Origin of the sequence: Thermomonas sp. (assembly GCF_041919455.1) — a bacterium.
Lineage (GTDB): Bacteria > Pseudomonadota > Gammaproteobacteria > Xanthomonadales > Xanthomonadaceae > Thermomonas.
The window spans coordinates 25059-46892 of the sequence record NZ_JAYRTQ010000010.1; the positions used below are offsets into that span (position 1 = coordinate 25059).

24 protein-coding genes are annotated in these 21834 nt (G+C 68.6%); 16 read left to right on the plus strand and 8 right to left on the minus strand.

Features of this window, described 5'->3' with window-relative positions:
• Positions 1–10: 10 nt before the first annotated feature.
• Genes ACE3T8_RS08730 through ACE3T8_RS08740 form a run of 3 tightly spaced genes read left to right on the plus strand, consistent with a single transcriptional unit; the run spans position 11 to position 1377 of the window.
• Positions 11–568: an RNA polymerase sigma factor gene (locus ACE3T8_RS08730; protein ID WP_374608737.1), complete on the plus strand. Its 558-nt coding sequence runs from the start codon at positions 11–13 to the stop codon at positions 566–568.
• Positions 565–942 carry a hypothetical protein gene (locus ACE3T8_RS08735; RefSeq protein ID WP_374608534.1) on the plus strand — a complete coding sequence of 126 codons (378 nt, stop codon included), beginning with the start codon at positions 565–567 and terminating at the stop codon, positions 940–942. The genes ACE3T8_RS08730 and ACE3T8_RS08735 overlap by 4 nt, the downstream gene beginning before the upstream one ends.
• A gap of 3 nt (positions 943–945) precedes the next feature.
• Positions 946–1377 (plus strand): DUF3106 domain-containing protein, encoded by a 432-nt coding sequence (locus ACE3T8_RS08740; RefSeq protein WP_374608536.1) that lies wholly within the window; start codon positions 946–948, stop codon positions 1375–1377.
• 47 nt (positions 1378–1424) lie between these two features.
• Here the strand turns inward: ACE3T8_RS08740 and ACE3T8_RS08745 are convergent, their stop codons facing one another.
• Positions 1425–2516 carry an NAD(P) transhydrogenase subunit alpha gene (locus ACE3T8_RS08745; RefSeq protein ID WP_374608537.1) on the minus strand — a complete coding sequence of 364 codons (1092 nt, stop codon included), beginning with the start codon at positions 2514–2516 and terminating at the stop codon, positions 1425–1427.
• Between the two features lie 77 nt (positions 2517–2593).
• On the opposite strand from ACE3T8_RS08745, the gene ACE3T8_RS08750 reads away from it, so the two are divergent.
• The 3 genes from ACE3T8_RS08750 to ACE3T8_RS08760 all read left to right on the plus strand — a co-directional run bounded on the left by ACE3T8_RS08750 (position 2594) and on the right by ACE3T8_RS08760 (position 4842).
• A complete protein-coding gene (locus ACE3T8_RS08750) occupies positions 2594–3181 on the plus strand; it encodes a nitroreductase (RefSeq protein ID WP_374608539.1) in 588 nt (195 codons plus the stop codon).
• Positions 3182–3185: 4 nt separating this feature from the next.
• A complete protein-coding gene (locus ACE3T8_RS08755; protein ID WP_374608541.1) occupies positions 3186–4079 on the plus strand; it encodes a 5'-3' exonuclease H3TH domain-containing protein in 894 nt (297 codons plus the stop codon).
• Positions 4080–4296: 217 nt separating this feature from the next.
• Positions 4297–4842 (plus strand): NUDIX hydrolase, encoded by a 546-nt coding sequence (locus tag ACE3T8_RS08760; protein ID WP_374608542.1) that lies wholly within the window; start codon positions 4297–4299, stop codon positions 4840–4842.
• 6 nt (positions 4843–4848) lie between these two features.
• Here the strand turns inward: ACE3T8_RS08760 and pip are convergent, their stop codons facing one another.
• Both pip and prmC read right to left on the minus strand, forming a co-directional pair.
• A complete protein-coding gene (gene pip, locus ACE3T8_RS08765) occupies positions 4849–5793 on the minus strand; it encodes a prolyl aminopeptidase (RefSeq protein WP_374608544.1) in 945 nt (314 codons plus the stop codon).
• Between the two features lie 62 nt (positions 5794–5855).
• Positions 5856–6689: a peptide chain release factor N(5)-glutamine methyltransferase gene (gene prmC / locus ACE3T8_RS08770; RefSeq protein ID WP_374608546.1), complete on the minus strand. Its 834-nt coding sequence runs from the start codon at positions 6687–6689 to the stop codon at positions 5856–5858.
• 161 nt (positions 6690–6850) lie between these two features.
• Here prmC and ahpC point away from each other — a divergent pair, with 161 nt between their 5' ends.
• The 7 genes from ahpC to ACE3T8_RS08805 all read left to right on the plus strand — a co-directional run bounded on the left by ahpC (position 6851) and on the right by ACE3T8_RS08805 (position 12612).
• A complete protein-coding gene (ahpC, locus tag ACE3T8_RS08775) occupies positions 6851–7450 on the plus strand; it encodes an alkyl hydroperoxide reductase subunit C (RefSeq protein ID WP_374608548.1) in 600 nt (199 codons plus the stop codon).
• 154 nt (positions 7451–7604) lie between these two features.
• Positions 7605–9188: an alkyl hydroperoxide reductase subunit F gene (gene ahpF, locus ACE3T8_RS08780; RefSeq protein ID WP_374608549.1), complete on the plus strand. Its 1584-nt coding sequence runs from the start codon at positions 7605–7607 to the stop codon at positions 9186–9188.
• Between the two features lie 3 nt (positions 9189–9191).
• A complete protein-coding gene (locus ACE3T8_RS08785; RefSeq protein WP_374608551.1) occupies positions 9192–9617 on the plus strand; it encodes a VOC family protein in 426 nt (141 codons plus the stop codon).
• Positions 9614–10519 carry a DNA-binding transcriptional regulator OxyR gene (gene oxyR, locus ACE3T8_RS08790; RefSeq protein ID WP_374608553.1) on the plus strand — a complete coding sequence of 302 codons (906 nt, stop codon included), beginning with the start codon at positions 9614–9616 and terminating at the stop codon, positions 10517–10519. The genes ACE3T8_RS08785 and oxyR overlap by 4 nt, the downstream gene beginning before the upstream one ends.
• Positions 10520–10530: 11 nt before the next feature.
• Positions 10531–11196 carry a hypothetical protein gene (locus tag ACE3T8_RS08795; protein ID WP_374608555.1) on the plus strand — a complete coding sequence of 222 codons (666 nt, stop codon included), beginning with the start codon at positions 10531–10533 and terminating at the stop codon, positions 11194–11196.
• Positions 11197–11245: 49 nt separating this feature from the next.
• Complete coding sequence (locus ACE3T8_RS08800) at positions 11246–12232, plus strand: CapA family protein (protein ID WP_374608556.1); 987 nt, start codon at positions 11246–11248, stop codon at positions 12230–12232.
• Positions 12229–12612, plus strand: a complete 384-nt coding sequence (locus tag ACE3T8_RS08805; RefSeq protein WP_374608558.1) for a hypothetical protein — start codon at positions 12229–12231, stop codon at positions 12610–12612. The genes ACE3T8_RS08800 and ACE3T8_RS08805 overlap by 4 nt, the downstream gene beginning before the upstream one ends.
• 15 nt (positions 12613–12627) lie before the next feature.
• On the opposite strand, the gene msrA is transcribed toward ACE3T8_RS08805, so the two are convergent.
• From msrA to ACE3T8_RS08820, 3 genes are all read right to left on the minus strand, one after another.
• Positions 12628–13278: a peptide-methionine (S)-S-oxide reductase MsrA gene (gene msrA, locus ACE3T8_RS08810; protein ID WP_374608560.1), complete on the minus strand. Its 651-nt coding sequence runs from the start codon at positions 13276–13278 to the stop codon at positions 12628–12630.
• A 66-nt stretch (positions 13279–13344) separates the two neighbouring features.
• Positions 13345–15531 (minus strand): diguanylate cyclase, encoded by a 2187-nt coding sequence (locus tag ACE3T8_RS08815; RefSeq protein ID WP_374608562.1) that lies wholly within the window; start codon positions 15529–15531, stop codon positions 13345–13347.
• A complete protein-coding gene (locus ACE3T8_RS08820) occupies positions 15528–15794 on the minus strand; it encodes a DUF2007 domain-containing protein (protein ID WP_374608564.1) in 267 nt (88 codons plus the stop codon). Before ACE3T8_RS08820 ends, ACE3T8_RS08815 begins: the two co-directional genes overlap by 4 nt.
• Before the next feature lie 107 nt (positions 15795–15901).
• On the opposite strand from ACE3T8_RS08820, the gene ACE3T8_RS08825 reads away from it, so the two are divergent.
• Genes ACE3T8_RS08825 through rlmM form a run of 3 tightly spaced genes read left to right on the plus strand, consistent with a single transcriptional unit; the run spans position 15902 to position 19273 of the window.
• The gene (locus tag ACE3T8_RS08825) at positions 15902–17650 is read left to right on the plus strand and encodes a glutamine--tRNA ligase/YqeY domain fusion protein (RefSeq protein WP_374608566.1); all 1749 of its coding nucleotides are present in this window, start codon (positions 15902–15904) and stop codon (positions 17648–17650) included.
• Positions 17650–18225 (plus strand): nucleoside deaminase, encoded by a 576-nt coding sequence (locus ACE3T8_RS08830; protein WP_374608568.1) that lies wholly within the window; start codon positions 17650–17652, stop codon positions 18223–18225. Before ACE3T8_RS08825 ends, ACE3T8_RS08830 begins: the two co-directional genes overlap by 1 nt.
• A complete protein-coding gene (gene rlmM, locus ACE3T8_RS08835; protein ID WP_374608739.1) occupies positions 18221–19273 on the plus strand; it encodes a 23S rRNA (cytidine(2498)-2'-O)-methyltransferase RlmM in 1053 nt (350 codons plus the stop codon). Before ACE3T8_RS08830 ends, rlmM begins: the two co-directional genes overlap by 5 nt.
• Positions 19274–19363: 90 nt before the next feature.
• On the opposite strand, the gene ACE3T8_RS08840 is transcribed toward rlmM, so the two are convergent.
• Together ACE3T8_RS08840 and ubiH are read right to left on the minus strand one after the other, a co-directional pair.
• Positions 19364–20566 carry an FAD-dependent oxidoreductase gene (locus ACE3T8_RS08840; protein WP_374608570.1) on the minus strand — a complete coding sequence of 401 codons (1203 nt, stop codon included), beginning with the start codon at positions 20564–20566 and terminating at the stop codon, positions 19364–19366.
• On the minus strand, positions 20563–21795 hold the full coding sequence (gene ubiH / locus ACE3T8_RS08845) for a 2-octaprenyl-6-methoxyphenyl hydroxylase (protein WP_374608572.1): 1233 nt from the start codon (positions 21793–21795) through the stop codon (positions 20563–20565). Before ubiH ends, ACE3T8_RS08840 begins: the two co-directional genes overlap by 4 nt.
• Positions 21796–21834: the final 39 nt, after the last annotated feature.

Sequence of the window (21834 nt, forward strand, 5' to 3'; positions counted from 1 at the left end):
GGAAGAGGCCATGCATGCAGGAGGGGAGTCCGGCGATGTCGTCGCCGTGCCCCCCTTGCCCACCTCGCTGGAGCAATTCCTGGCGGGCATCGACGCGCGCGCGTTCCGCTTCGCCGAGCTCGGCCTGCGCCATCGCGAGGACGCACTGGACGCAGTGCAGGATTCGATGATGAAGATGCTCGGCTACCGCGACCGGCCGGCATCGGAATGGAGCCCGCTGTTCTGGAGCATCCTTCGCAACCGCATCATCGACATCCAGCGGCGCGGCCTGTTCCGCCTGCGCTGGCTGCTCCCCGGCAGCACCGACAAGGACGGCGAGCCGGTGGACTGGGCCGACGACAGCCCGGATCCGTCCCGCACCAACGACAGCCGCGAAGCCTGGTCGCGGATCAGCGAGGCCCTGCGCACGCTGCCGGCGCGCCAGCGCGAAGCCTTCACCCTGCGCGTGCTCGAGGAACTGGACGTGGCCGATACCGCGCGCGCCATGGGGTGCAGCGAAGGCTCGGTCAAGACCCATCTTTCGCGCGCCCGCGAGGCGCTGCAGCGGCAACTGGAGGAATTCCGATGACCATCCACCCCGACCACACCGGCGTCGACGCCGATGCACGCTTCGATGACGCGTTGCGACGCCAGCATGCGACGGCGCTCGATCGCCTGTCGCCGCGGGTGCGCGCGCAACTCGCCCAGCGGCGCAATGCCGCCCTGCGCGGCGAACGGGTCGCGCCTGCGCGCGGCGGCATGCGTTACGCCGCAGCCGGTTTCGCCGCCGTCTGTGCACTGGCCATCGGCCTGCAGTTCGGGCTCGCGCCGTCCCCCGACACGCCCGCCACTGGCCTTGCCTCCGTGGTTGCGACCGGCAACGACACGACCATGCTCGATGAAGACCCCGAGTTCTACGCATGGCTGGCATCCGCCGATGCCCAGCAGATCGCGATGGAGTAACCGATGAACCGCACGATCCGCCTCACCGTCCTGGCCTTGGCCCTGTGGCCTGCATTCGCCTTCGCGCAGTCCGCTACCGTTGCCACGCAATATCCCGAATGGGACCAGCTCACCCCCGCCCAGCGCGATGCCCTCATCGCGCCGCTGCGCGAGCGCTGGAATCGCAATCCCGACGAACGCGCGCGCATGGTCGAACGCGCGCAGCGCTGGAAGGCGATGCCGCGCGACCAGCGCGAGCGCGCCGGGCACGGCATGCAGCGCTGGGAACACATGACGCCCGAGCAGCGCAGCGAGGCGCGCGCGCTGTTCCATGCCATGCGCGGCATGGACAAGGACCAGCGCAAGGCGTTCATGGCGCAGTGGCGGCAGAAGACCCCGCAACAGAAGACCGACTGGCTGAAGGCGCATCCGGCGCCGGAGAAGCGGGAGCGCTAGGCGCTCACTGGGCCTTGGCGGCGCGCGACCCGGCGAGCGCCAGCGACTTACGCAGCAACCACCCGCTCCGGCCACACCGTCTTGGCCAGCAGCTCGTCGTCCCAGTCGAACGCCAGCGCGCCGTCCTTGAGCAACAGGCTGACGAAGTTGTAGACATTGCGGGCGTACATCTCGCTGGCGTGCTGCGCGCCCATCGAGGCCAGGTTGAGCGGGCCGGCGATGGCCACGCCGTGGCTGTCGACGGTCTCGCCCGGCTGGGTCAGTTCGCAATTGCCCCCGGTCTCGGCGGCCAGGTCGACGACCACGCTGCCCGGCTTCATCCCGCCCAACATCGCCGCGCTGATGATCTTCGGCGCGGGACGGCCCGGCACCGCGGCGGTGCAGACCACCACGTCGATGCCCTTCAGGTGATCGGCCAGCCGTTGCTGCTGCAGCGCGCGTTCCTCATCGGTGAGCTGGCGCGCATAGCCGCCCTCGCCCGCCGCGGACACGCCGAGGTCGAGGAACTTGCCGCCGAGCGATTCGATCTGTTCGCGGGTTTCCGGGCGCACGTCGAAGCCTTCCACCGCCGCACCGAGGCGCTTCGCCGTGGCGATCGCCTGCAGGCCAGCCACGCCAGCACCGACGATCAATACCTTCGACGGACGGATCGTGCCGGCGGCGGTGGTCAGCATCGGGAAGAAGCGCGGCGCCAGCTGCGCGGCGATCAACACCGCCTTGTAGCCGGCCATGCCCGCCTGCGAGCTGAGCACGTCCATCGCTTGCGCGCGGGTGGTGCGCGGGAGCTTTTCCAGCGGGAAGGCGACGATGCCGCGCGACGTGATCGCTTCGCCGCGCGCGGGGTCCGCCTGCGGCTGCAGGCTGCCGACCAGGACAGCACCGGACTTCAACCCACCGATCGCTGCAACGGACGGCGGCTGCACGCACAGGACGATGTCGGCGCCTTCGCGCGGGTGTGCGGTGATATGCGCGCCGGCATCCACATAGGCCTGGTCGGGGAAATACGCGCCATCGCCGATGCCGGGCTCGATCCGCACCGTCGCGCCCGCTGCCACGAGCTTCTTGCAGGTCTCCGGGGTCAACGCAACGCGCCGTTCGCCCGCGACGCTTTCGCGCGCCACGCCAATATTCACCGCCATCGCCCGCTCCCTCGCCGTGATGGCTGCATCCTACCGAATGCAGGCTGGATGCACGCAGGCGCCGTTACCATGACGACATGACCAAGTCCCCCACGACGCTCAGCCTTGCCGCCCTCGACAGCCGGTTGTCGGTGCCGACCCGGCAACTGGCCGCACCCGGTCCGGACGACCATCAATTGCACTGGATCCTGCGCAGCGCCTCGCGCGTGCCCGACCACGGCAAGCGGGTGCCGTTCCGCTTCCTGCGCATCGCCGGCGATGCCCGCGCTGCCCTCGCCGACGCCACCATCGCCCGCCTGCTCGAACGCGAAACCCGGCCGGCAGAAGGCGCGATCGAGAAACTGCGCAACCGGTTCATCCTGCCGCCGCTGACCATCGCGGTCATCGCCAGGCTGGGTGATGACGAGAAGATCCCGGCATCCGAACGCTTCTCGACCGCGTCCTGCGTCTGCCTGTTGCTGCTGCAGGCCGCCCAGGCCGAAGGCTATGGCGCGCAATGGTTGACCGGCTGGCCCTGCTACGACCGCCCGTTCCTGGAAAACACGCTCGGCCTGCAGGCGGACGAGCAACTGGTCGGCACTATTGCGATGGGCACGCCGCAGGTCGATGTGCCGGATCGCGAGCGACCGGATCCGCGCGACCTGCTCACCGATCTTGTCCTGTAACCGGATGACCCAGCCCACCCTCCATCTGGTCGATGCGTCGATGTACGTGTTCCGTGCCTGGCATTCGATGCCGGACGAGTTCCACGATGCCGATGGCTGGCCGACCAATGCCGTGCACGGCTTCACGCGCTTCCTGCTGGAGCTGCTGGAACGCGAGCGGCCGACGCATATTGCGATCGCCTTCGACGAGGCGCTGGACTCCTGTTTCCGCAACGCGCTGTACCCGGCCTACAAGGCCAACCGCGATCCGGCGCCGCCGGAACTCAAGCGCCAGTTCGCCTGGTGCAAGGCCCTGTGCAGGGCGGTGGGGTTGGCCACGCTCGCGCACGGCGACTTCGAGGCGGACGACCTGATCGGCAGCGCCGTGCACCGCTCGCGCGGCAACGGTTTCCGCAGCGTGATCGTGTCGGCCGACAAGGACCTGTCGCAGTTGCTGGCGGCGCACGACGAGCAATACGACTTCGCCAAGGGCCAGCGGTGGGGCGCAGACGGAGTGAAAGCGCGGCATGGCGTGCATGCGCACCAGATCGCCGACTACCTGGCGCTCACCGGAGATGCGGTGGACAACATCCCCGGCATCAGCGGGATCGGCGCGAAATCGGCGGCGGTGCTGCTGGCGCATTTCGGATCGCTGGATGCCCTGCTGGCGCGCATCGACGAGGTGCCGTACCTCCGACTGCGCGGTGCGGCGGGGATGGCGACGCGCCTGCGCGAACAGCGCGAGCATGCGCTGCTGTGGCGGCAACTCACCACGATTCCGCTCGACGTGCCCCTGCCCGACGGCGATTTCGCGCGCGGCACCGGGGACACGGCCGAGCTGCAATCGCTTGCGGACTGGATGGGCTTCGGACCGTTGACCCGCAAGCGGCTACAGGAAGCCGCACGCCTGTCGGCTTAGGGATTCGATGCGGCGGCGTCAACCGGCGGGCGACTCGCGCAGCGGCATTTCGAGCCGCGAAGCGAGCCGCCCGTCGGTTGGCGACGTCGCGGCGCCAGCACCCATCGCGCCCAAGGGGCAGCGGCGGGTATCCGCTACGCGCCTCGAAATGCCGCTGCGCGGCCACCCACCGCTGCCGCTTCGTCGGCCTGTCGCCTTCCGCGGTTAAGATCGGGGCATGGGCAAGAACCTCAAGCAGACCTTGTACGAAGGCGACTGGCTGCGGCTGGTGCGCATCGACCACTGGGAGTCCTGCGAACGCACCCACGGCCAGGGCATGGCGGTGATCGTGATCGCGGTGACGCCGGACGATGAAGTGCTGTTCGTCGAGCAATTCCGCGTGCCGCTGGGCTCGCGCACCATCGAGATGCCGGCCGGCCTGGTCGGCGACGACCATGCGCAGGACACCCTGGCCGATGCCGCCCGGCGCGAGCTGATCGAGGAGACCGGCTGGTCGCCCGGCCGGGTGGACGTGCTGCTGGTCGGCCCCACCAGTTCGGGCATGAGCAACGAGCGGATCGCCTTCGTCCGCGCCCGCGACCTGACCAAGGTCGGCGAGGGCGGCGGCGTCGACAACGAGGACATCACCGTGCACACCGTGCCGCGCAGCGACGCGCCGCGCTGGCTGATGCAGAAGCACGCCGAAGGCTTCGAGCTCGACCTCAAGCTGTGGGCCGGGTTGTGGATGATCGACCGCAACCCGGACGGAAGCCCGGCGACCTGAGTGTGCTCAGGCGGCGAAGCGGTCGGTAGCTTCCACCAGCGCCGCGATGTTCTCCGCCTCGAAGCCGGAATGGCCGGACGCCGCGCTGACGATCAGTTCCGACTTCGGCCACGCCTTGTGCAGGTCGAACGCGCTCTGGATCGGGCAGACCACGTCGTAGCGGCCGTGCACGATCACGCCGGGGATGTCCTTGATCCGGTGCGCGTCGCGCAACAGCTGGTCCTCGACCTCGAAGAAGCCGCCGTTGACGAAGTAGTGGTTCTCGATCCGCGCGAACGCCAGCGCGAATTGCGGGTTGCCGTGGGTGGTCGCGTAGTTCGGGTCGACGTGCAGGTAGCTGGTGCCGCCTTCCCAGATGCTCCAGGCCTTGGCGGCGGCGAGGCGCGTGGCCTCGTCGTCGCTGGTGAGGCGGCGGTGGAACGCGGAGATCAGGTCATGGCGTTCGACCGGCGGAATCGCGCTCAGGTAGTGCTCCCACGCATCCGGGAACAGGCGGTTGGCGCCTTCCTGGTAGAACCATTCCAGTTCCCAGCGGCGCAGCATGAAGATGCCGCGCAGCACCAGTTCGGTGACGCGCTGCGGGTGGGTTTCGGCATACGCCAAGGCCAGCGTGGAACCCCACGAACCGCCGAACACCTGCCAGCGCTCGATGCCGAGCCGCTCGCGCAGTTTCTCGATGTCGGCGACCAGGCTCCAGGTGTCGTTGTCGGTCAGGTCCGCATGCGGCGTGGAACGACCGGCGCCACGCTGGTCGAACAGCACGATCCGGTACTTCGCCGGGTCGTGGAAACGCCGCATCTTCTCGTTGCAACCCGCGCCCGGCCCGCCATGCAGCATCACCACCGGCTTGCCGTCCGGATTGCCGCACTGTTCCCAGTACAGGGTGTGGCGGTCGTCGACCTTCAGCGTGCCGGTTTCGTAGGGGGCGATCTCCGGATACAGCGTGCGCATGGGCAGGATCCGTGGGTGTGTGGGGATGGGCATTGTAACGCCCGTGCCTCGGGCAGCCCGGCTCAGCCGGCCCATCGTCCCAGCGTGACACGCTCGCGGTCTTCCAGGTCGCGCGCGGTCTCGACGTCGATGAAGCCCGCCTCCCGCAACAACGCACGTGCCGTCTCGCCCTGCTGCCAACCATGCTCCAGCAATAGCCAGCCATCGTCGAGCAGGTGATGTGGCGCGGCGGCGGTGATGCTGCGGATAGCATCGAAGCCATCACTGCCCGACGACAAGGCACTCGCCGGCTCGAAACGCAGGTCGCCCTCGTCGAGGTGCGGATCGCCCTCGGCGATGTAGGGCGGATTGCTGGCGATCAGGTCGAAGCGCTCGCCGACCAGCGGCACGAACCAGTCGCCGTGGCGGAACTCGATGTTGGCGACTTGGTTGCGCGCGGCATTGCGGCGCGCCACCGCCAGAGCTGGCTCGCTGGCATCAGTGGCGACCACGTGCGCGCGCGGGCGCTCCTTCGCGATCGCCAGCGCGATCGCCCCGCTGCCGGTACCGAGGTCGGCGATCCGCGCAGCCGTGCCCGTCCGGATCCGCGCCAGCGCCAGTTCGACCAGCAATTCGGTCTCCGGGCGCGGGATCAGGGTGGCCGGAGACACCTCCAGCTCCAGCGTCCAGAAGCCCTGCACCCCGGTCAGGTAGGCCACCGGCTCGCCGGCTTCCCGGCGCGCCAGCAGATCCGCGAAGCGCTCGGCGGCGGCCTCGGCCACGGCATCGCCTGAATGCGCGAACAGCCAGCTTCGCGGTCGCCCAAGCGCATGCGCCAGCAGCCACTCGGCATCGACGCGGTCAATGGCAGCGGCCTGTCGTAACAGGGTTTCGATGGTCGCGGGCGCGGCGGACATGGCCCCAGTGTCGCATCCGGACTTGAATCAACGCGTTCGAGTCGCCATCCATAGACCCCATCTATACAAACAATTCAATCAATCTAATTGATCAATAATCCGGCGTTCGTTAGATTGAGCGCGTTGCAGCAACCCACCCCCCAACTCCAGCTGAGGTTCCAATGTCCCCGCTCGATTCCAGCGTCACCCTGAACCAGCGTCCGCTGATCAACACCAAGATGCCGGCGTTCAAGGCCAATGCCTACAAGAACGGTGCCTTCATCACCGTCAGCGACGACGACCTGAAGGGCAAGTGGTCCGTGCTGATCTTCATGCCGGCCGCCTTCACCTTCAATTGCCCGACCGAGATCGAAGACGCCGCCGACCATTACGCCGAGTTCCAGGCCATGGGCGCGGAGGTCTACATCATCACCACCGACACCCATTTCAGCCACAAGGTGTGGCACGAGACCTCGCCGGCCGTCGGCAAGGCGCAGTTCCCGCTGGTCGGCGACCCGACCCACCAGCTGACCCGCGCGTTCGGCGTGCACATCGACGAGGAAGGCCTGGCCCTGCGCGGCACCTTCATCGTCAACCCGGATGGCGTCATCAAGACCGCCGAGATCCACGACAACGCGATCGCCCGCGACGTCAAGGAAACCGTGCGCAAGCTGAAGGCCGCCAAGTACGTGGCCGAGCACCCCAACGAGGTCTGCCCGGCCAAGTGGAACGACGGCGCCAAGACCATCAAGCCTTCGCTGGACCTGGTCGGCAAGATCTGAGTACCGCTGCGCGCGGTCCTGTCGCCGCGCGCAGTCCGCCCCTCTCCCCTCCCGGGAGAGGGCTCCGGCCAGCCCCTCGCGGGCGGTTGGCCGCAGCCCTTTCCGCTTCACCGCCGCGCGCACTGCGCGCCGCGTCATCACGCGAGGATCCCCCATGCTCGACGCCGACCTCAAGACCCAACTCGCCGCCTACCTCGAGAAGCTGCAACAGCCGATCGAGCTGGTCGCCTCGCTGGACGATGCCGACACCTCGCGCGAACTCGACGTGCTGCTGGGCGAGATCGCCGCGCTCTCGCCGAAAATTTCCCGCGCCGTGGGCGATGACGTACGCACGCCCTCGTTCCTGATCCGCCGCGTTGGTAGCGACGTGCAAGTCGGCTTCGCGGCGATCCCGCTGGGCCATGAGTTCACCTCGCTGGTGCTGGCCCTGCTGCAGGTCGGCGGCCATCCGGTGCGCATCGACGATGCGCTGGCCGCGCAGGTGCATGCGCTGCAGGGTGAGTACGCGTTCGAGACGTACATGTCGCTGCATTGCCAGAGCTGCCCGGACACGATTCAGGCGCTGAACGCGATGAGCGTGCTGAACCCGCGCATCCGCCACGTGGCGATCGACGGCGCGCTGTTCCAGGCCGAAGTGGAAGCGCGCGAGATCCTGTCGGTGCCGACCATCTACCTCAACGGCGCGGTGTTCGACGCCGGCCGCATGAGCATCGAACAGATCGTCGCCAAGCTCGACACCGGCGCCGCCGCGCGTGCCGCCGAAGCGTTGAACGATGCCGCGCCCTACGACGTGCTGATCGTCGGTGGCGGCCCGGCCGGTGCCGCCGCGGCGATCTATGCCGCGCGCAAGGGCATCCGCACCGGCATCCTCACCGAGCGCTTCGGTGGCCAGGTGCTGGACACCATGGCGATCGAGAATTTCCCCTCGGTCGAATACACCGAGGGCCCGAAGCTGGCGGCCTCGCTGGAAGCGCACGTGCGCAGCTACGGCGTTGACCTGGTCACCTCGCAGCGGGCGAAGGCCCTGCATCCGGCGGCCTCCGCCGGTGGCCTGGTCGGGATCGAACTCGATAGCGGCGCGACCCTGCGCGCGAAGACGGTGGTGCTCGCACCCGGTGCGCGCTGGCGGCAGACCGGCGTGCCCGGCGAAGCCGAATACCGCAACAAGGGCGTGACCTACTGCCCGCATTGCGATGGACCGCTGTTCAAGGGCAAGCGCGTGGCGGTGATCGGCGGCGGCAACTCCGGCGTGGAAGCGGCAATCGACCTGGCCGGCATCGTCGAGCACGTTACCCTGCTCGAATTCGACGGCAAGCTGCGCGCCGACGAGGTGCTGCAGCGCAAGCTCTACAGCCTGCCCAACGCCACCGTGCACGTGAATGCGCAGACCACCGCTTTCACTGGTGATGGCAGCAAGCTGCAGGCGCTCGAATACACCGACCATGGCACCGGCATTGCGCACAGGATCGACGTGGCCGGCGTGTTCGTGCAGATCGGCCTGCTGCCGAACAGCGAATGGCTGAAGGACACCGTGCTACTGACGCCGCGCGGCGAGATCGTCATCGACGACCGCGGCCACACCAACCTGCCTGGCGTGTTCGCCGCCGGCGACGCCACCACCGAGCCCTTCAAGCAGATCGTGGTGGCGATGGGCGGCGGCTCGACCGCGGCGCTGTCCGCCTTCGATCATCTCATCCGCCATTCCGCGCCCGCCGCCGGCGAATCAGTGGCGGCCTGAGCGATGACCGCCCCGGCACCGACGTTCGTGGTGCAGCGCCTCGACCACGTGGTGCTGCGCGTCCGCGACCTCGACATCGCCGAGGCGTTCTACCGCGAGGTGCTGGGCTGCGACGTGGTGCGCAGGCGCGATGACCTCGGCCTGCGCCACCTGCGCGCAGGGGCGTCGATGATCGATCTGGTTGCAGTGGATGGAAAGCTCGGCCTGCGAGGTGGCAGTGCCGCCGGGAGCGAAGGCCGCAACGTCGACCATCTCTGCCTGCGGATCGAGCCGTTCGACGAGGCCGCCATCGTCCGCCACCTCGCCGCGCATGGCCTCGCGCCGCATGGCCCGGCGAGCTCGAACTTCGGCGCCGAGGGCGATGGCCCGTCGTTGTACCTTGGCGATCCGGACGGCAACACCGTCGAGCTGAAGGGGCCTTCGCGTTGAACCTGCGCGACCTCAAGTACCTGATCGCCCTGGCCGACCTGCGCCACTTCGGCAAGGCCGCGGATGCCTGTTTCGTCAGCCAGCCCACCCTGTCCACCCAGGTCCGCAAGCTGGAGGAGGAGCTCGGGGTGACGCTGGTGGAACGCGCGCCGCGCAAGGTGATGCTGACCCCGACCGGGCAGGACGTGGTGCAGCGCGCGCGCCGGATCGTGGCCGATGTCGAACAGATGCGCGAGGCGGCACGGCGCAGCAAGGACCCGGAATCCGGCTCGCTGCGACTAGGCGTGTTCCCGACGTTGGGACCCTACCTGCTGCCGCACGTGGTGCCGCAATTGCGCGAGCGTTTCCCGCAACTGGAACTGCTGCTGGTCGAGGAGAAAAGCGACGTGCTGCTGCAGCGGCTGCGCGAAGGCCGGCTCGATGCAGCCCTGCTGGCGCTGCCGGTGCACGACGAGCAGTTGCATGCCGAATTCCTGTTCGACGAACCGTTCGTGCTGGCCGCGCCGCGCGGGCACGAACTCACATCGCGTGCGTCGCTCGGCGTCGACGAACTCTCCGATGAAACCCTGTTGCTGCTGGAGGATGGCCACTGCCTGCGCGACCAGGCGCTGGACGTGTGCCGGCTGTCCGGCGCGCACGAGAAGTCCGGTTTCCGCGCCACCAGCCTGGAAACCCTGCGGCAGATGGTCGCGGCCGGGGTGGGCGTGACCCTGTTGCCGGCACTCTCCGTGCATGCGCCGGTCGCGCAGCCTGCCGGCATCCAGCTGGTGGCATTCCGCGCGCCGGCACCAAACAGGCGGATCGCCCTGGTCTGGCGCAAGTCGTCGGCGATGGAGGCATTCCTGCGCCAGCTGGCCGACGCCATCGGTACGCTGGCCCGCGCGCAACTGCAGGCCGGCTGAGTCCACCGCCCATGGGATTGCCAGTGCGCTGGATCGTGATCGCGGTGCTAGGCTGCCTGCTGCTGGGTTGGTGGTTGTCGAATCCGCCGTCATCGTTGCCCGCTCCCGACGGGACGACAGTCGGCAACAGCGTGCGCGCCGCCACCAGCGGATGCCCCTTGCCGCCGCGGGTCGAGCGCGGCGGCATGCCGCTGCAAAGCGAGATCCCGTCGACGATGCCGAGGCTGTCGATGGAAGGCGCAACGCTGCAGCCGCTGGCCGGCTTCAGCATCGAGGCACGCGTGCTCGGCCGCGAGGATTACCGGATGGGCCGCGAAGCCGATTTCTCGCCCACCGACCTCGCGCTGGGCTGGGGCCGGATGACGGAAGACGCCGTCCTGGGACAGTTGCAGATCAGCCAGGGCGGCCGCTGGTACCGCTACAGCTGGAAGAATGATCCGCCGATCCCGCTGGGCGAGATCGTGCGCAGCAGCGCGAACATGCACATGCTGCCGGCCGACGACGCAGTGGCCGCGGCGTTGGGCGATGTCGAAGCCGGCGATCGCGTGCGCATCGACGGCTGGCTGGTGCAGGTGAATGCACCGGACGGCTGGCGCTGGCGCAGCTCGCTCACCCGCGAGGACAGCGGCGGCGGTGCCTGCGAGGTGGTCTACGTCTGCTCGGTGAGCCAGCTGTAGGCGGGCGGGGCTTGCGCGCGGATCGGCGATTCGCGCGATGATGCCCTGCATGAAACGACTCATCCTGACCTGTGCGCTGGCCTGGCCCCTGGCCACCATGGCGCAGTCCGCCACGGGCATCAGGGAGGAAGTCAGCATCGTGTTCGTCGGCGACGTGATGGTGGCGGAGACCCCGGGCCAGCTCATCGCCAGCGGCGTCGATCCGTTCCTGCCGTTCCAGTCCATCCTGCAGTCGCACGACATCCGCATCGGCAACCTGGAATGCGTGGTCGCTACCGGCGGCAAGGCCGAAACCAAGCCCTACACCTTTCGCGCGGACCCGGCCGTGCTGCCGGTGCTGCTGCGCCACTTCGACGCGATGTCGCTGGCCAACAACCATTCCGGCGACTTCGGCAAGGCGGCGTTCGCCGAGCAACTCGGGCTGATGAAACAAGCCGGACTGCCGTACTTCGGGGGCGGCCTTGATGCGACCGAAGCGCATGCGCCGTGGATCGTGGAACGCAACGGCCTGCGCATCGCCCTGCTCGGCTATCTGGAATACAAGCCGCGTTCGTTCGAAGCCGATGCCCACCGTCCCGGCGTGGCATGGAGCGGCGAAGACGACCGGGTGATCGAGGACATCATCGCCGCGCGCACCGTACACCACGCCGACATCGTGATCCCGTACATGCACTGGGGCTGGGAAGAGGAAGCCCAACCCAGCCCGCGCCTGCGCGCATTCGCGCGGCGGATGATCGATGCCGGCGCCGACATGGTGGTCGGTGGCCACCCGCACGTGACCCAGGGCGCGGAAACCTACAAGGGCAAGCCGATCGTCTTCAGCCTGGGCAATTTCCTGTTCAACGGCTTCGACACCGAAGCGACGACCACCGGCTGGGTGCTGTCCGTAAAATTGAGCCGCGAGGGCGTGCGCGAATGGCGCACCCACGTGGCCAGGCTCGACGCCAACGGCGTGCCGCATCCCGCCATCGACGCCACCAGCCCATGCGGCGTCGCCGGCGACCCGGCCGTCCGGCAATGCAAGGGCACTCCATGAAGCGGATCGCTGCCTGTGTCCTGCTGGGCCTGGCCTGCAGCGATGCAGCCGCCGCCAGCGCTCGCTGCCACATCATCTACGGCGGCGAGGAATGGACGATCGACGCCGCGCCCACCGGGCAGCCGTATCGCGTCGAAGGCAAGAAGATCGGCCGCTACTTCGAGTTCAAGCCGGTATTCGCCAACCAGCCCGCGACCGGCCAGTCCATCAGCATCTACACCTACGGCATGTCCACGGGTGAGCCTGTGCTGATCCACCAGGCGCTGTATCGCCCGCCGTTCGATGAGCGCGCCGACGGTTACGGGTTCACCGGCTTCCAGTACGTCTACGAACCAAGCAAGAGCAGCGAACTGCAGTACTGGTGCCAGGCACTGCCCTGAGTAAGCACGAGTACCTCAGGCGCCAGTACCGATCTGGCAACTCACGCCGGTGCCACCCAACCCGCAATAGCCCATCGGATTCTTCGACAGGTATTGCTGGTGTTCGTCCTCCGCGTAATAGAACGGCGGCGCGGGGAACAGGATTTCGGTGGTGACTTCACCAAGCCCGGCATCGACCAGCCGGCGCTGGTAGGCATCGCGGCTGGCCATGGCGATATCGAACTGTTCCTGCGTGGAACAGTAGATCGCGGAACGGTACTGGGTGCCGATGTCGTTGCCCTGGCGCATGCCCTGGGTGGGGTCGTGGCTTTCCCAGAACGTCTTCAGCAATGCGTCGAACCCGACGTCGTTCGCGTCGTACACCACCAGCACCACTTCGGCATGACCGGTTTCGCCGGAACAGACTTCGCGATAGGTCGGGTTGGGCGTGATGCCGCCGGCATAGCCGACCGCAGTGGTGAACACGCCGGGCAGCGTCCAGAACTTGCGCTCGGCGCCCCAGAAGCAGCCCATGCCGAATTGCACCGATTGCATAGCGGCGAATTCGCCCGCGATCGGGCGACCGTGCACGTGATGCGCGTTGCGCACCGGCATCGGGGTCTCGCGCCCGGGCAGCGCGCGCGAGGGATCGACCATCCTTTGTTTCCAGCCGCCGATGCCCAGCATGTCGAATCTCCTTCAGGACCGACTTGCTGGATGGCGGCGGTTCGCCTGCTTTGCAACCCGGCGCGATCAGTCCACGTAGGCCGGCGCGGCGCAGACGCGATTGCGGCCTTCGCGCTTGGCCCGGTACAGCGCCTTGTCGGCGCGGGCCAGCAGTTTTTCCGGATCGTCGCCCTCGCGCAGCACCGCCATGCCGATGCTGATGGTGAAGCGCAGCGACTCGCCCTGCCAGTCCACCACCGCGGCTTCCACCGCTTCGCGCAGGCGGTCGCCGACCAGCCGCGCCGACGCCGCATCCTGCCCCGGCAACAGCACCAGGAATTCCTCGCCGCCGTAGCGGCCGAACACGTCCTGCGGGCGCAGCTCGGCGCGCAGGGTGGCGGCGACCTTGCGCAGGCATTCGTCGCCGCAGGGATGGCCGTGGGTATCGTTGATCCGCTTGAAGAAATCCAGGTCGATGAACAGCACGGCCAGCGGCTTGTGGTTGCCGGCCAGCTTGCATTCGCGCGCGGCCAGCTGGTCCAGCGTGCGCCGGTTGAAGCCACCGGTGAGCGCGTCGCGCTCCGCCGTGCGTCGCAGCAGGAACGCGGCATGCGCCGCATCGGCCTGCTCCACCGTCGTGCGCGCCATCTGCACCAGTGCGGCCTTGTCCTCGGCCGCCAGCATGCGCCGCACCGGCGCGACCAACGCCGCCCAGGCGGGCGCCTGCACCCGCAGCGGCACGATGAGGTAATTGCCATCGCCCGGATCGTCGCTGCGACGGCCAGCGGCCAGGCGCACCTCGACGGGCTCACGGTTGCGCGCATGGTCGCGCACCAACCCGCGCGCGGCCTGCACCGCCCGTGCTGTCGTCGTCGTCTTGGCGGTGGCCTGCACGAACAGCTTGCCGTCGCCAAGGTAATCGTCGCCGAGCACCAGCGCGTCCTCGGTGCCCAGCAATTCGCCGGCATGCGCGCCGAGCAGGCGGAACGCGGCGTGGGCGATGCGGTCCTCCGGCACCTCGCGCATGACCTGCTGCAGCGACTGGGTGAGGCGGGTGCGGACCTGCTCGTGGCGCAGCCGTGCCTCGCTGTCGCGACGCGCGCTGGTCTCGTCGTCCAGCTGCCGGCGCACCATGCCCACCCGACTGCTCAGGCCGACGAACAGCACCAGCGAGAACAGCACCAGCACGACCTGGTAGCCATGGCGGACCAGCATGCCGTCGACCAGCACGCCGCGATTCATCGCCATGTGCGCGATCGCGGCCAGCAGCAGCGCCACCAGCAATGTTGCGGCTGCCAGTGCCATCGGGATCCCGCGACGCGCGCCGTCCAGCATCGCCCAGATGCTTGCGGGCGCGGACAGCATCCACGCTAGCGGGGCCGCGACCTGCAACGCCGCGGACGCCGATGGCATCGGCAGGAAGGCGAGCACGATCGGCAGCGCGACCACCGGCAGCAGCATCGGCAAGCGCCGTACCTGCCGCGAGCGCGACGCGCCGGCATCGACGAACTGCAGGACCAGCCACAAGCTGCAGAGGTTGAACAGCAGCACTGCCAGCCAGAAGCCGCGCATGCCCATCCCGGCCATCGCGTCCATGCCTGGAAGCGCGTAGAGGTGGCCCTGCAGCACCGCCATGAACACCAGCGCCGTCAGGGTGTACGCCGCGTGGGCCAGGAACAGCACGTCGCGCACCGCCCAGTACAGCGCCAGCGAGGCGATCAGCAAGGTCGCCCAGGCGGCGTACAGCGCGCTGGCGAAGACCATCTCGCGCGCGGTCAGCCGCAGGGCCCCGTCGATGGCGATGACACGAGGCGTCAGCGCGGCCTGCAGCGCGGAATGCGCATTGAGCTGGAATCGCTGCGGACCCACCAGGCCTTCCGGCAGTACCACCGCATACCCCGCGGGCGAGAAGCCGTCATCGGCTTTCGGCGCGAAGAATCCGTCCGGCGTGCTGGTCCAGGGTTGGCCGCGCGCGTCCTTGCCGCTCAACTGCAGGGATTGCAGCGGCTCGCGCGGCAACCACAGCACCCGCGGGCCATTGCTCGATGCCGGCAGGTCGAAGTCCAGCGTCGCCTGCAACGGGATGCCGGCACCGGGGCCGGCGACGATCCGGGACCCGGCGGAAGCCGCATCGCCATCGCCGAGGCTCACCCGAACCGCCACCTCGCCCGGCATCGGCGCGTCGGCCTTGACCAGCCAGGCCAGGGCGAGGCCCAACACCGCCAGCGCACCCAGCAGGGCCAGCATCGGCAGCAGCCGGTTCACCACGGTCATCCGGCGATGTCCTCGCCCGTCGCATCGCCGGCATCGGTTTCGTCATCCGTGATGCCGCCAAGATCCAGCGCATCGACCAACGCGCGGGCGCGCCACCAGGCGGCCTCGGGAACCATCACCGCGACCAGGCCGAACACGCCGAGGTCACCCATGCCGCCGATCAGCGCCTCGCCGCGGACGAAGGCGGGGATGCCTTCGGCCTCCAGCGCCTGGCGGACCAGGTGGGCGTCGATCAGGTTCGCGGCCTCGTAGACAGTGCGCATGGATCCCCCCCACGCAGGGACATGCAAAGCCCGTGCCAAATGGCCAGGAATCCCGGCTTGGCTGGCCTCCGCTACACTTGCTGGCTGTTCCGCAAGCGCGATTCCACGTGTCCGACACCCTTCCCAGCACCGCCGCCGACGCCGCCCCGGCCAGGACCGACTTCATCCGCCAGATCGTCCGCGACGACCTGGCCAGCGGCAAGCACGCGGCAATCAAGACCCGCTTCCCGCCCGAGCCCAACGGCTACCTGCACATCGGCCATGCCAAGGCGATCTGCCTGGACTTCGGCGTGGCCGCCGAGTTCGGCGGCAGCTGCAACCTGCGCCTGGACGACACCAACCCGGCCCGCGAAGACCCGGAATACGTCCGCGCGATCCAGGACGACGTGCGCTGGCTGGGCTTCGACTGGGCCAGCCTGCGCCACGCCTCGGACTATTTCGGCGTGTACTACCTGGCCGCGCTGAAGCTGATCCGCCAGGGCGATGCCTTCGTCTGCGACCTGAGCGCCGATGAGGTCCGCGAATACCGCGGCAGCCTGGTCGAACCCGGCCGCAACTCGCCGTACCGCGAGCGCAGCGTCGAGGAGAACCTCGACCTGTTCACCCGCATGCGCGCCGGCGAATTCGCCGATGGCGCGCGCACCCTGCGCGCGAAGATCGACATGGCCAGCGGCAACATCAACCTGCGCGATCCGGCGCTGTACCGGATCAAGCACGTCGAGCACCAGAACACCGGCGCCGAATGGCCGATCTACCCGATGTACGACTTCGCCCACGCACTCGGCGACGCCGTCGAAGGGATCACCCATTCGCTGTGCACGCTGGAGTTCGAGGACCACCGCCCGCTGTACGACTGGTGCGTGGACCGGGTCGACCTGGCCGCGAATCCCGACCTGCTGGAACCGCTGGTGCCGCAGGGCCTGCCGAAGGAAGCCGGCAAGCCGCGGCAGATCGAGTTCTCCCGGCTCAACTTCAACTACCTGGTGATGAGCAAGCGCAAGCTGCTGGCGATGGTCGAAGACCGGCTGGTCGACGGCTGGGACGATCCGCGCATGCCGACCCTGCAGGGCATCCGCCGCCGCGGCTACACGCCGTCCGCGCTCCGGCTGATGGTCGATCGCGTCGGCATCAGCAAGCAGAACTCGCTGCTCGACATCTCGATCCTCGAGGGCGCGTTGCGCGATGACCTGGATGCGCACGCACCGCGCCGGATGGCGGTGATCGATCCGCTGAAGATCGTGCTCACCAACCTCGATGCAGCCCACGAAGAAGCCCTGACCTTCTCCAACCACCCGAAGGACGCGACCCAGGGCGAGCGCAACATCCCGTTCTCGCGCGAGCTGTGGATCGAGCGCGAGGACTTCGAGGAAATCCCGCCGCCGGGCTTCAAGCGCCTGACCGTGGGCGGCGACGTGCGCCTGCGCGGTGCCGGCATCCTGCGTTGCGATGAAGCGGTCAAGGACGCCGACGGCCGCGTCGTCGAACTGCGCTGCACGCTGGATCCGGACTCGCGCCCGGGCAAGGACGGCGCCAACCGCAAGGTCAAGGGCACCATCCATTGGGTGAGCGCGGTGCACGCGATTCCCGCCGAGATCCGCCTGTACGACCGCCTGTTCACCGTACCGAACCCGGACACGGAGGACGGTGGCAAGACCTATCGCGACTACCTCAATCCGGCGTCGCGCAAGGTCGTGACGGGCTATGTCGAACCGGCCGCGGCAGATTGCGCGCCCGAGCAGGGCTTCCAGTTCGAGCGCCTGGGCTATTTCACGGCTGATCGCTACGATCACGCTGCCGGCAAACCCGTGTTCAACCGCAGCGTGACCCTGCGCGATACCTGGGCAGGCAAGGCCTGATGCTGTACGCGCAAGTCCACCTGACCTTGCCCGCGTGGGTCCACGACGCCGTCGATACCGCGTGCGCCTACGCAAGCGATGCCGACAAGGTGGCGCTGGCGATTGCGCTGTCGCAACAGAATGTCGAAGCCGAGACCGGCGGCCCGTTCGGTGCCGCGGTGTTCGGTCCGGACGACCGCATCATCGCCATCGGCGTGAATCGCGTCGTGCCACATGCCTGCAGCGTGGCGCATGCCGAGATGATGGCCTACATGCTCGCGCAGGGCCGCACCCAGCGCCTGCGCCTGAATCGCGACGCCGACGACAACCCGATCGGCCCGATCACCCTGGCCACGTCCTCGCAACCGTGCTGCCAGTGCTACGGCGCGACCGTGTGGGCCGGCGTCGACCGCCTGCTGATCGGCGCGCGCGCCGAGGACGTGATGGCGCTGACCGAATTCGACGAAGGCCCGCTGCCCGCGGACTGGGTCGGCGAATTGAATGCGCGCGGCATCCACGTGGTGCGCGACATCGAGCGCGATGCCGCCTGCGCGGTGCTCAGGGCCTATGGCGAACGCGGCGGGCAGCGTTATTGACGGCCTGCTCTGCTACTGCCGTGCCGGCTTCGAGCCGGAACTCGCCGCCGAACTGACCGAGCGCGCCGCGCAGGCCGGGTTCGCCGGCTACGCGCGCACCGAACGCAACAGCGGTTACGTGATCTTCGTTTGCGAAGATGCGGACGAATTGTCGCGCGCGTTACCGTGGTCGACGCTGGTGTTCGCGCGGCAGAAGCTGCGCCTGTTCGCGGACCTGCAGGCACTGGATCCGCGCGATCGCATCACCCCGATCCAGAGTGCGTTGCCCGAAGACATCCGCTTCGGCGAACTGGTGATGGAGCATCCGGATTCGGATGCCGGCAAGCCGATGTCGGGACTGGCCCGCAGCCTGGGCAATGCCCTGCGCCCGGCACTGCGCAAGGCCGGCACGCTGACGAGGGACGACAACCCGCGGCTGTTGCGCCTGCATGCCTGCATGCTCGATGGCGACCACGCGCTGCTGGCCAGCGGCGATCCGGAAGACAGCGCGCCGTGGCCGCTCGGGATCCCGCGCTTGCGCATGCATGCCGATGCGCCCTCGCGTTCCGCGCTGAAGCTGGAAGAAGCCTTGCTGGTGTTGCTCGACGACGAGGAACGCAAGCGTCTGCTGCGCGACGGCATGCGCGCCGCCGACCTGGGCGCCGCGCCCGGTGGCTGGACCTGGGTGCTGATGCGCCAGGGCCTGCGCGTGCAATCCATCGACAACGGTCCGCTGCGACAACACGTACTGGACAGCGGCCTGGTCGAACACCTGCGCGCGGACGGCTTCAACTGGCAGCCGCAGCAGCCGCTGGACTGGATGGTCTGTGACATGGTCGAACAGCCACGCCGCGTCGCCGAACGCATGGCCACCTGGTTCCGCGAAGGCTGGTGCCGGCACGCGCTCTTCAACCTGAAATTGCCGATGAAGAAGCGCTGGCAGGAAACCCAGCTCTGCCTGGACCTGTTCGCCCAGCAGTCGGAAAAACCGCTGACGATCCGCGCGAAGCAGCTGTATCACGACCGCGAAGAGATCACGGTATTCGCGACGATCAACAAGAAGGCCTGAAGGAGAAATGGGGTCAGAGTGAATTTTGCGCCGATCCAGATCGGACTCGCCGGAAATTACGGTCGCAAAACTTCACTCTGACCCCATTTCTCACAACCCCGCCGCGTGCCGCCAGAGCGCGCGCGCAAGCGGCGGCAGTTTTCCGGCAAGACCCAATGCATGCCCACGCAACAACGTCGGCACCATCGCGTCATTGCTGTACACGCGGTTGATCGTCTCGAAGGCATGCGCATTCACCGTGTTCTCGCTGCGACGTTCGCGTGCCCAACGCGCCAATTGCGACGGCGACGCGATATCGCCACCACGCGCCTTCGCCGCACGCACATGCTCGCGCAACGCGGCGACATCACGCAGGCCCAGGTTCACGCCCTGCCCGGCCAGCGGATGCACCACGTGCGCGGCATCGCCCAGCAAGAGCACGCGCCCGGCGACATGGGTGTCCGCCAGTTGCCGTCGCAACGGGAACGCCGCGCGCGCGGACTGCAGCTGGAACGCCCCGAGTTCACCGCCGAATGCGGTTTCCAGCGCGCTGTCGAATTCGCTCGGATCGGCATCGCGCAGGCGCTGTGCTTCCGCGTCCGGCAAGGTCCACACGATGGACGACAGCCGGCCATGCAGTTCCGGATCGGCATCGTCATCGAACGGCAACAGCGCCACCGGCCCGCTCGGCAGGAAACGCTGCCAGCAGGTGTCGCGATGCGGCCGCTCGCTGGCGACGAACGCGACCAGACCTTGCTGTCGATAGTCATGGCCGCTGGTGCCGATGCCGGCCAGCGTGCGCAGCGCGGACTGGCCGCCATCCGCGGCGATCGCGAGTCGCGCATCCAGCACCAGGCCGTCGTCGAGGCCGACGCGCACGCTGGTGTCTTCCTGTTGCAGCGTCTCGATGCGCGCCGGGCAATGCAGGCGCACGCCCGCGGCGGGCAACAGGCGCCACAGCGCATCGACCAGCGCGTCGTTCTCGATGATCCAGCCCAGTTGCGGCTGGCCGAGGCTGTCGGCGTCGAAGGCCAACGCATCGCCGCCGGCGGCATCCCAGACCTGCATCCGCCGATACGGCTGCGCGCGCCTGGCCAGCACGCCGGGCCATGCGCCGAGGTCCGCGAACAGCACCGCGTTGTCGGGCGCAAAGGCATAGACGCGGAGGTCGCGCACCTCGCGCCGCCAAGCCGGCGGCTGTCGCGGCTCCACCAGCGCGACCTGCAAGCCTTCGCGCGCCAGCATCAATGCGGTTGCGGCACCGACCACGCCGCCGCCGGCGACCACCACGTCCAACGGGCCGCGCCGACTCACGCCGCAGCCCTGCGGCACAGCGCCGGCACATCGCCGCGATAGCCCATCGCACCACCGACCAGCCAGCCCTGCAGCCAGCCCATCGCGTCGCCGGCCAGCAGGCCCGCGCTGCGCAACGGGCGCAGCAGCGCTGCATCGTTCGAGGTCAGTTTCGCCAGCCCATCGGAGAACGCCAGCGTGCGCGTGCGATCGTCGGTGCGGCGTGCCGCGTAGCGCCGCAGCAATGCATCATCACCTGCATCGCCCGGTTGCGCCGCGATGCATTCGGCGAGGGTCAGCGCGTCGCGCAGGCCGAGGTTGAAGCCTTGTGCGCCCAGCGGATGCAGGCTCTGCGCCGCATTGCCGACCAGCACGGCGCGCGACGTCACCAGCGCATCGGCCACGCTGCCGATGATGGGGTACACGCTGCGCGGCCCGACGGACACAAAACGCCCCGCACGCCAGCCGAATGCGTCCTGCACCCGGGCCAGGAACGCGGCATCGTCCATCACCGCCACGGCATCGGCGTCATCGCGGGCGACGCCATGCACCAGGCCATAGTGGCCATCGCCACGCGGCAACAACGCGGTGGGGCCGTGTGCGGTCAGCCGCTCGTAGGCGGTGCCGTCCGGTGGGCGCTGCGTACGCAGGCGCGCGACCAGCAAGGTCTGCCCGTAATCGTGTTCGCGCGCACGGATGCCGAGCGCCTCGCGCACACTACTGCGGCTGCCGTCGGCAGCGACCAGCAGGCGCGTGGCGATCTCGCGCTCGCCATCGGCATCGGCGATCCGCACGAGGCGCAGTCCGTCGCATTCATCGCCCAACCCGTTGAAGCGCGCCGGGCGATAACGGGTGAGGTGTTGCAACGATGCGAGCCGCGCTTCGAGTGCCTCGCCGAAATCGCGCGCCACCACGACGCGGCCGAATTCATCGCGCCCGTGCGCCGAGGCCTCCAGGCGGATGCGGCCGAAATCGCCGGCACGGCTGATGTGGATGCGCTGGATACGACCGGTCGGCGCGCGCAGCAAGGGCATAACGCCGAGCGCATCGTGCGCATTCACGGTGGCCTCGGCGAAGCTGAGGTTGCGCTGGTCGAACACGGCCGGCAGTGCGCCCGCGGGCGTGGCTTCGACCAGGCCGACATCCAGCCCGAGGGTGTCGAGGGCGATCGCCAGGCTAGCGCCCACCAGCCCGCCGCCGATGATCAGGACATCGTGCGGGATGGTGGCGTCGCGGTCGGTGTTCGGCATTGCGTTATGCTACCGGCTCCGTTGCGCGCATACCCAAGA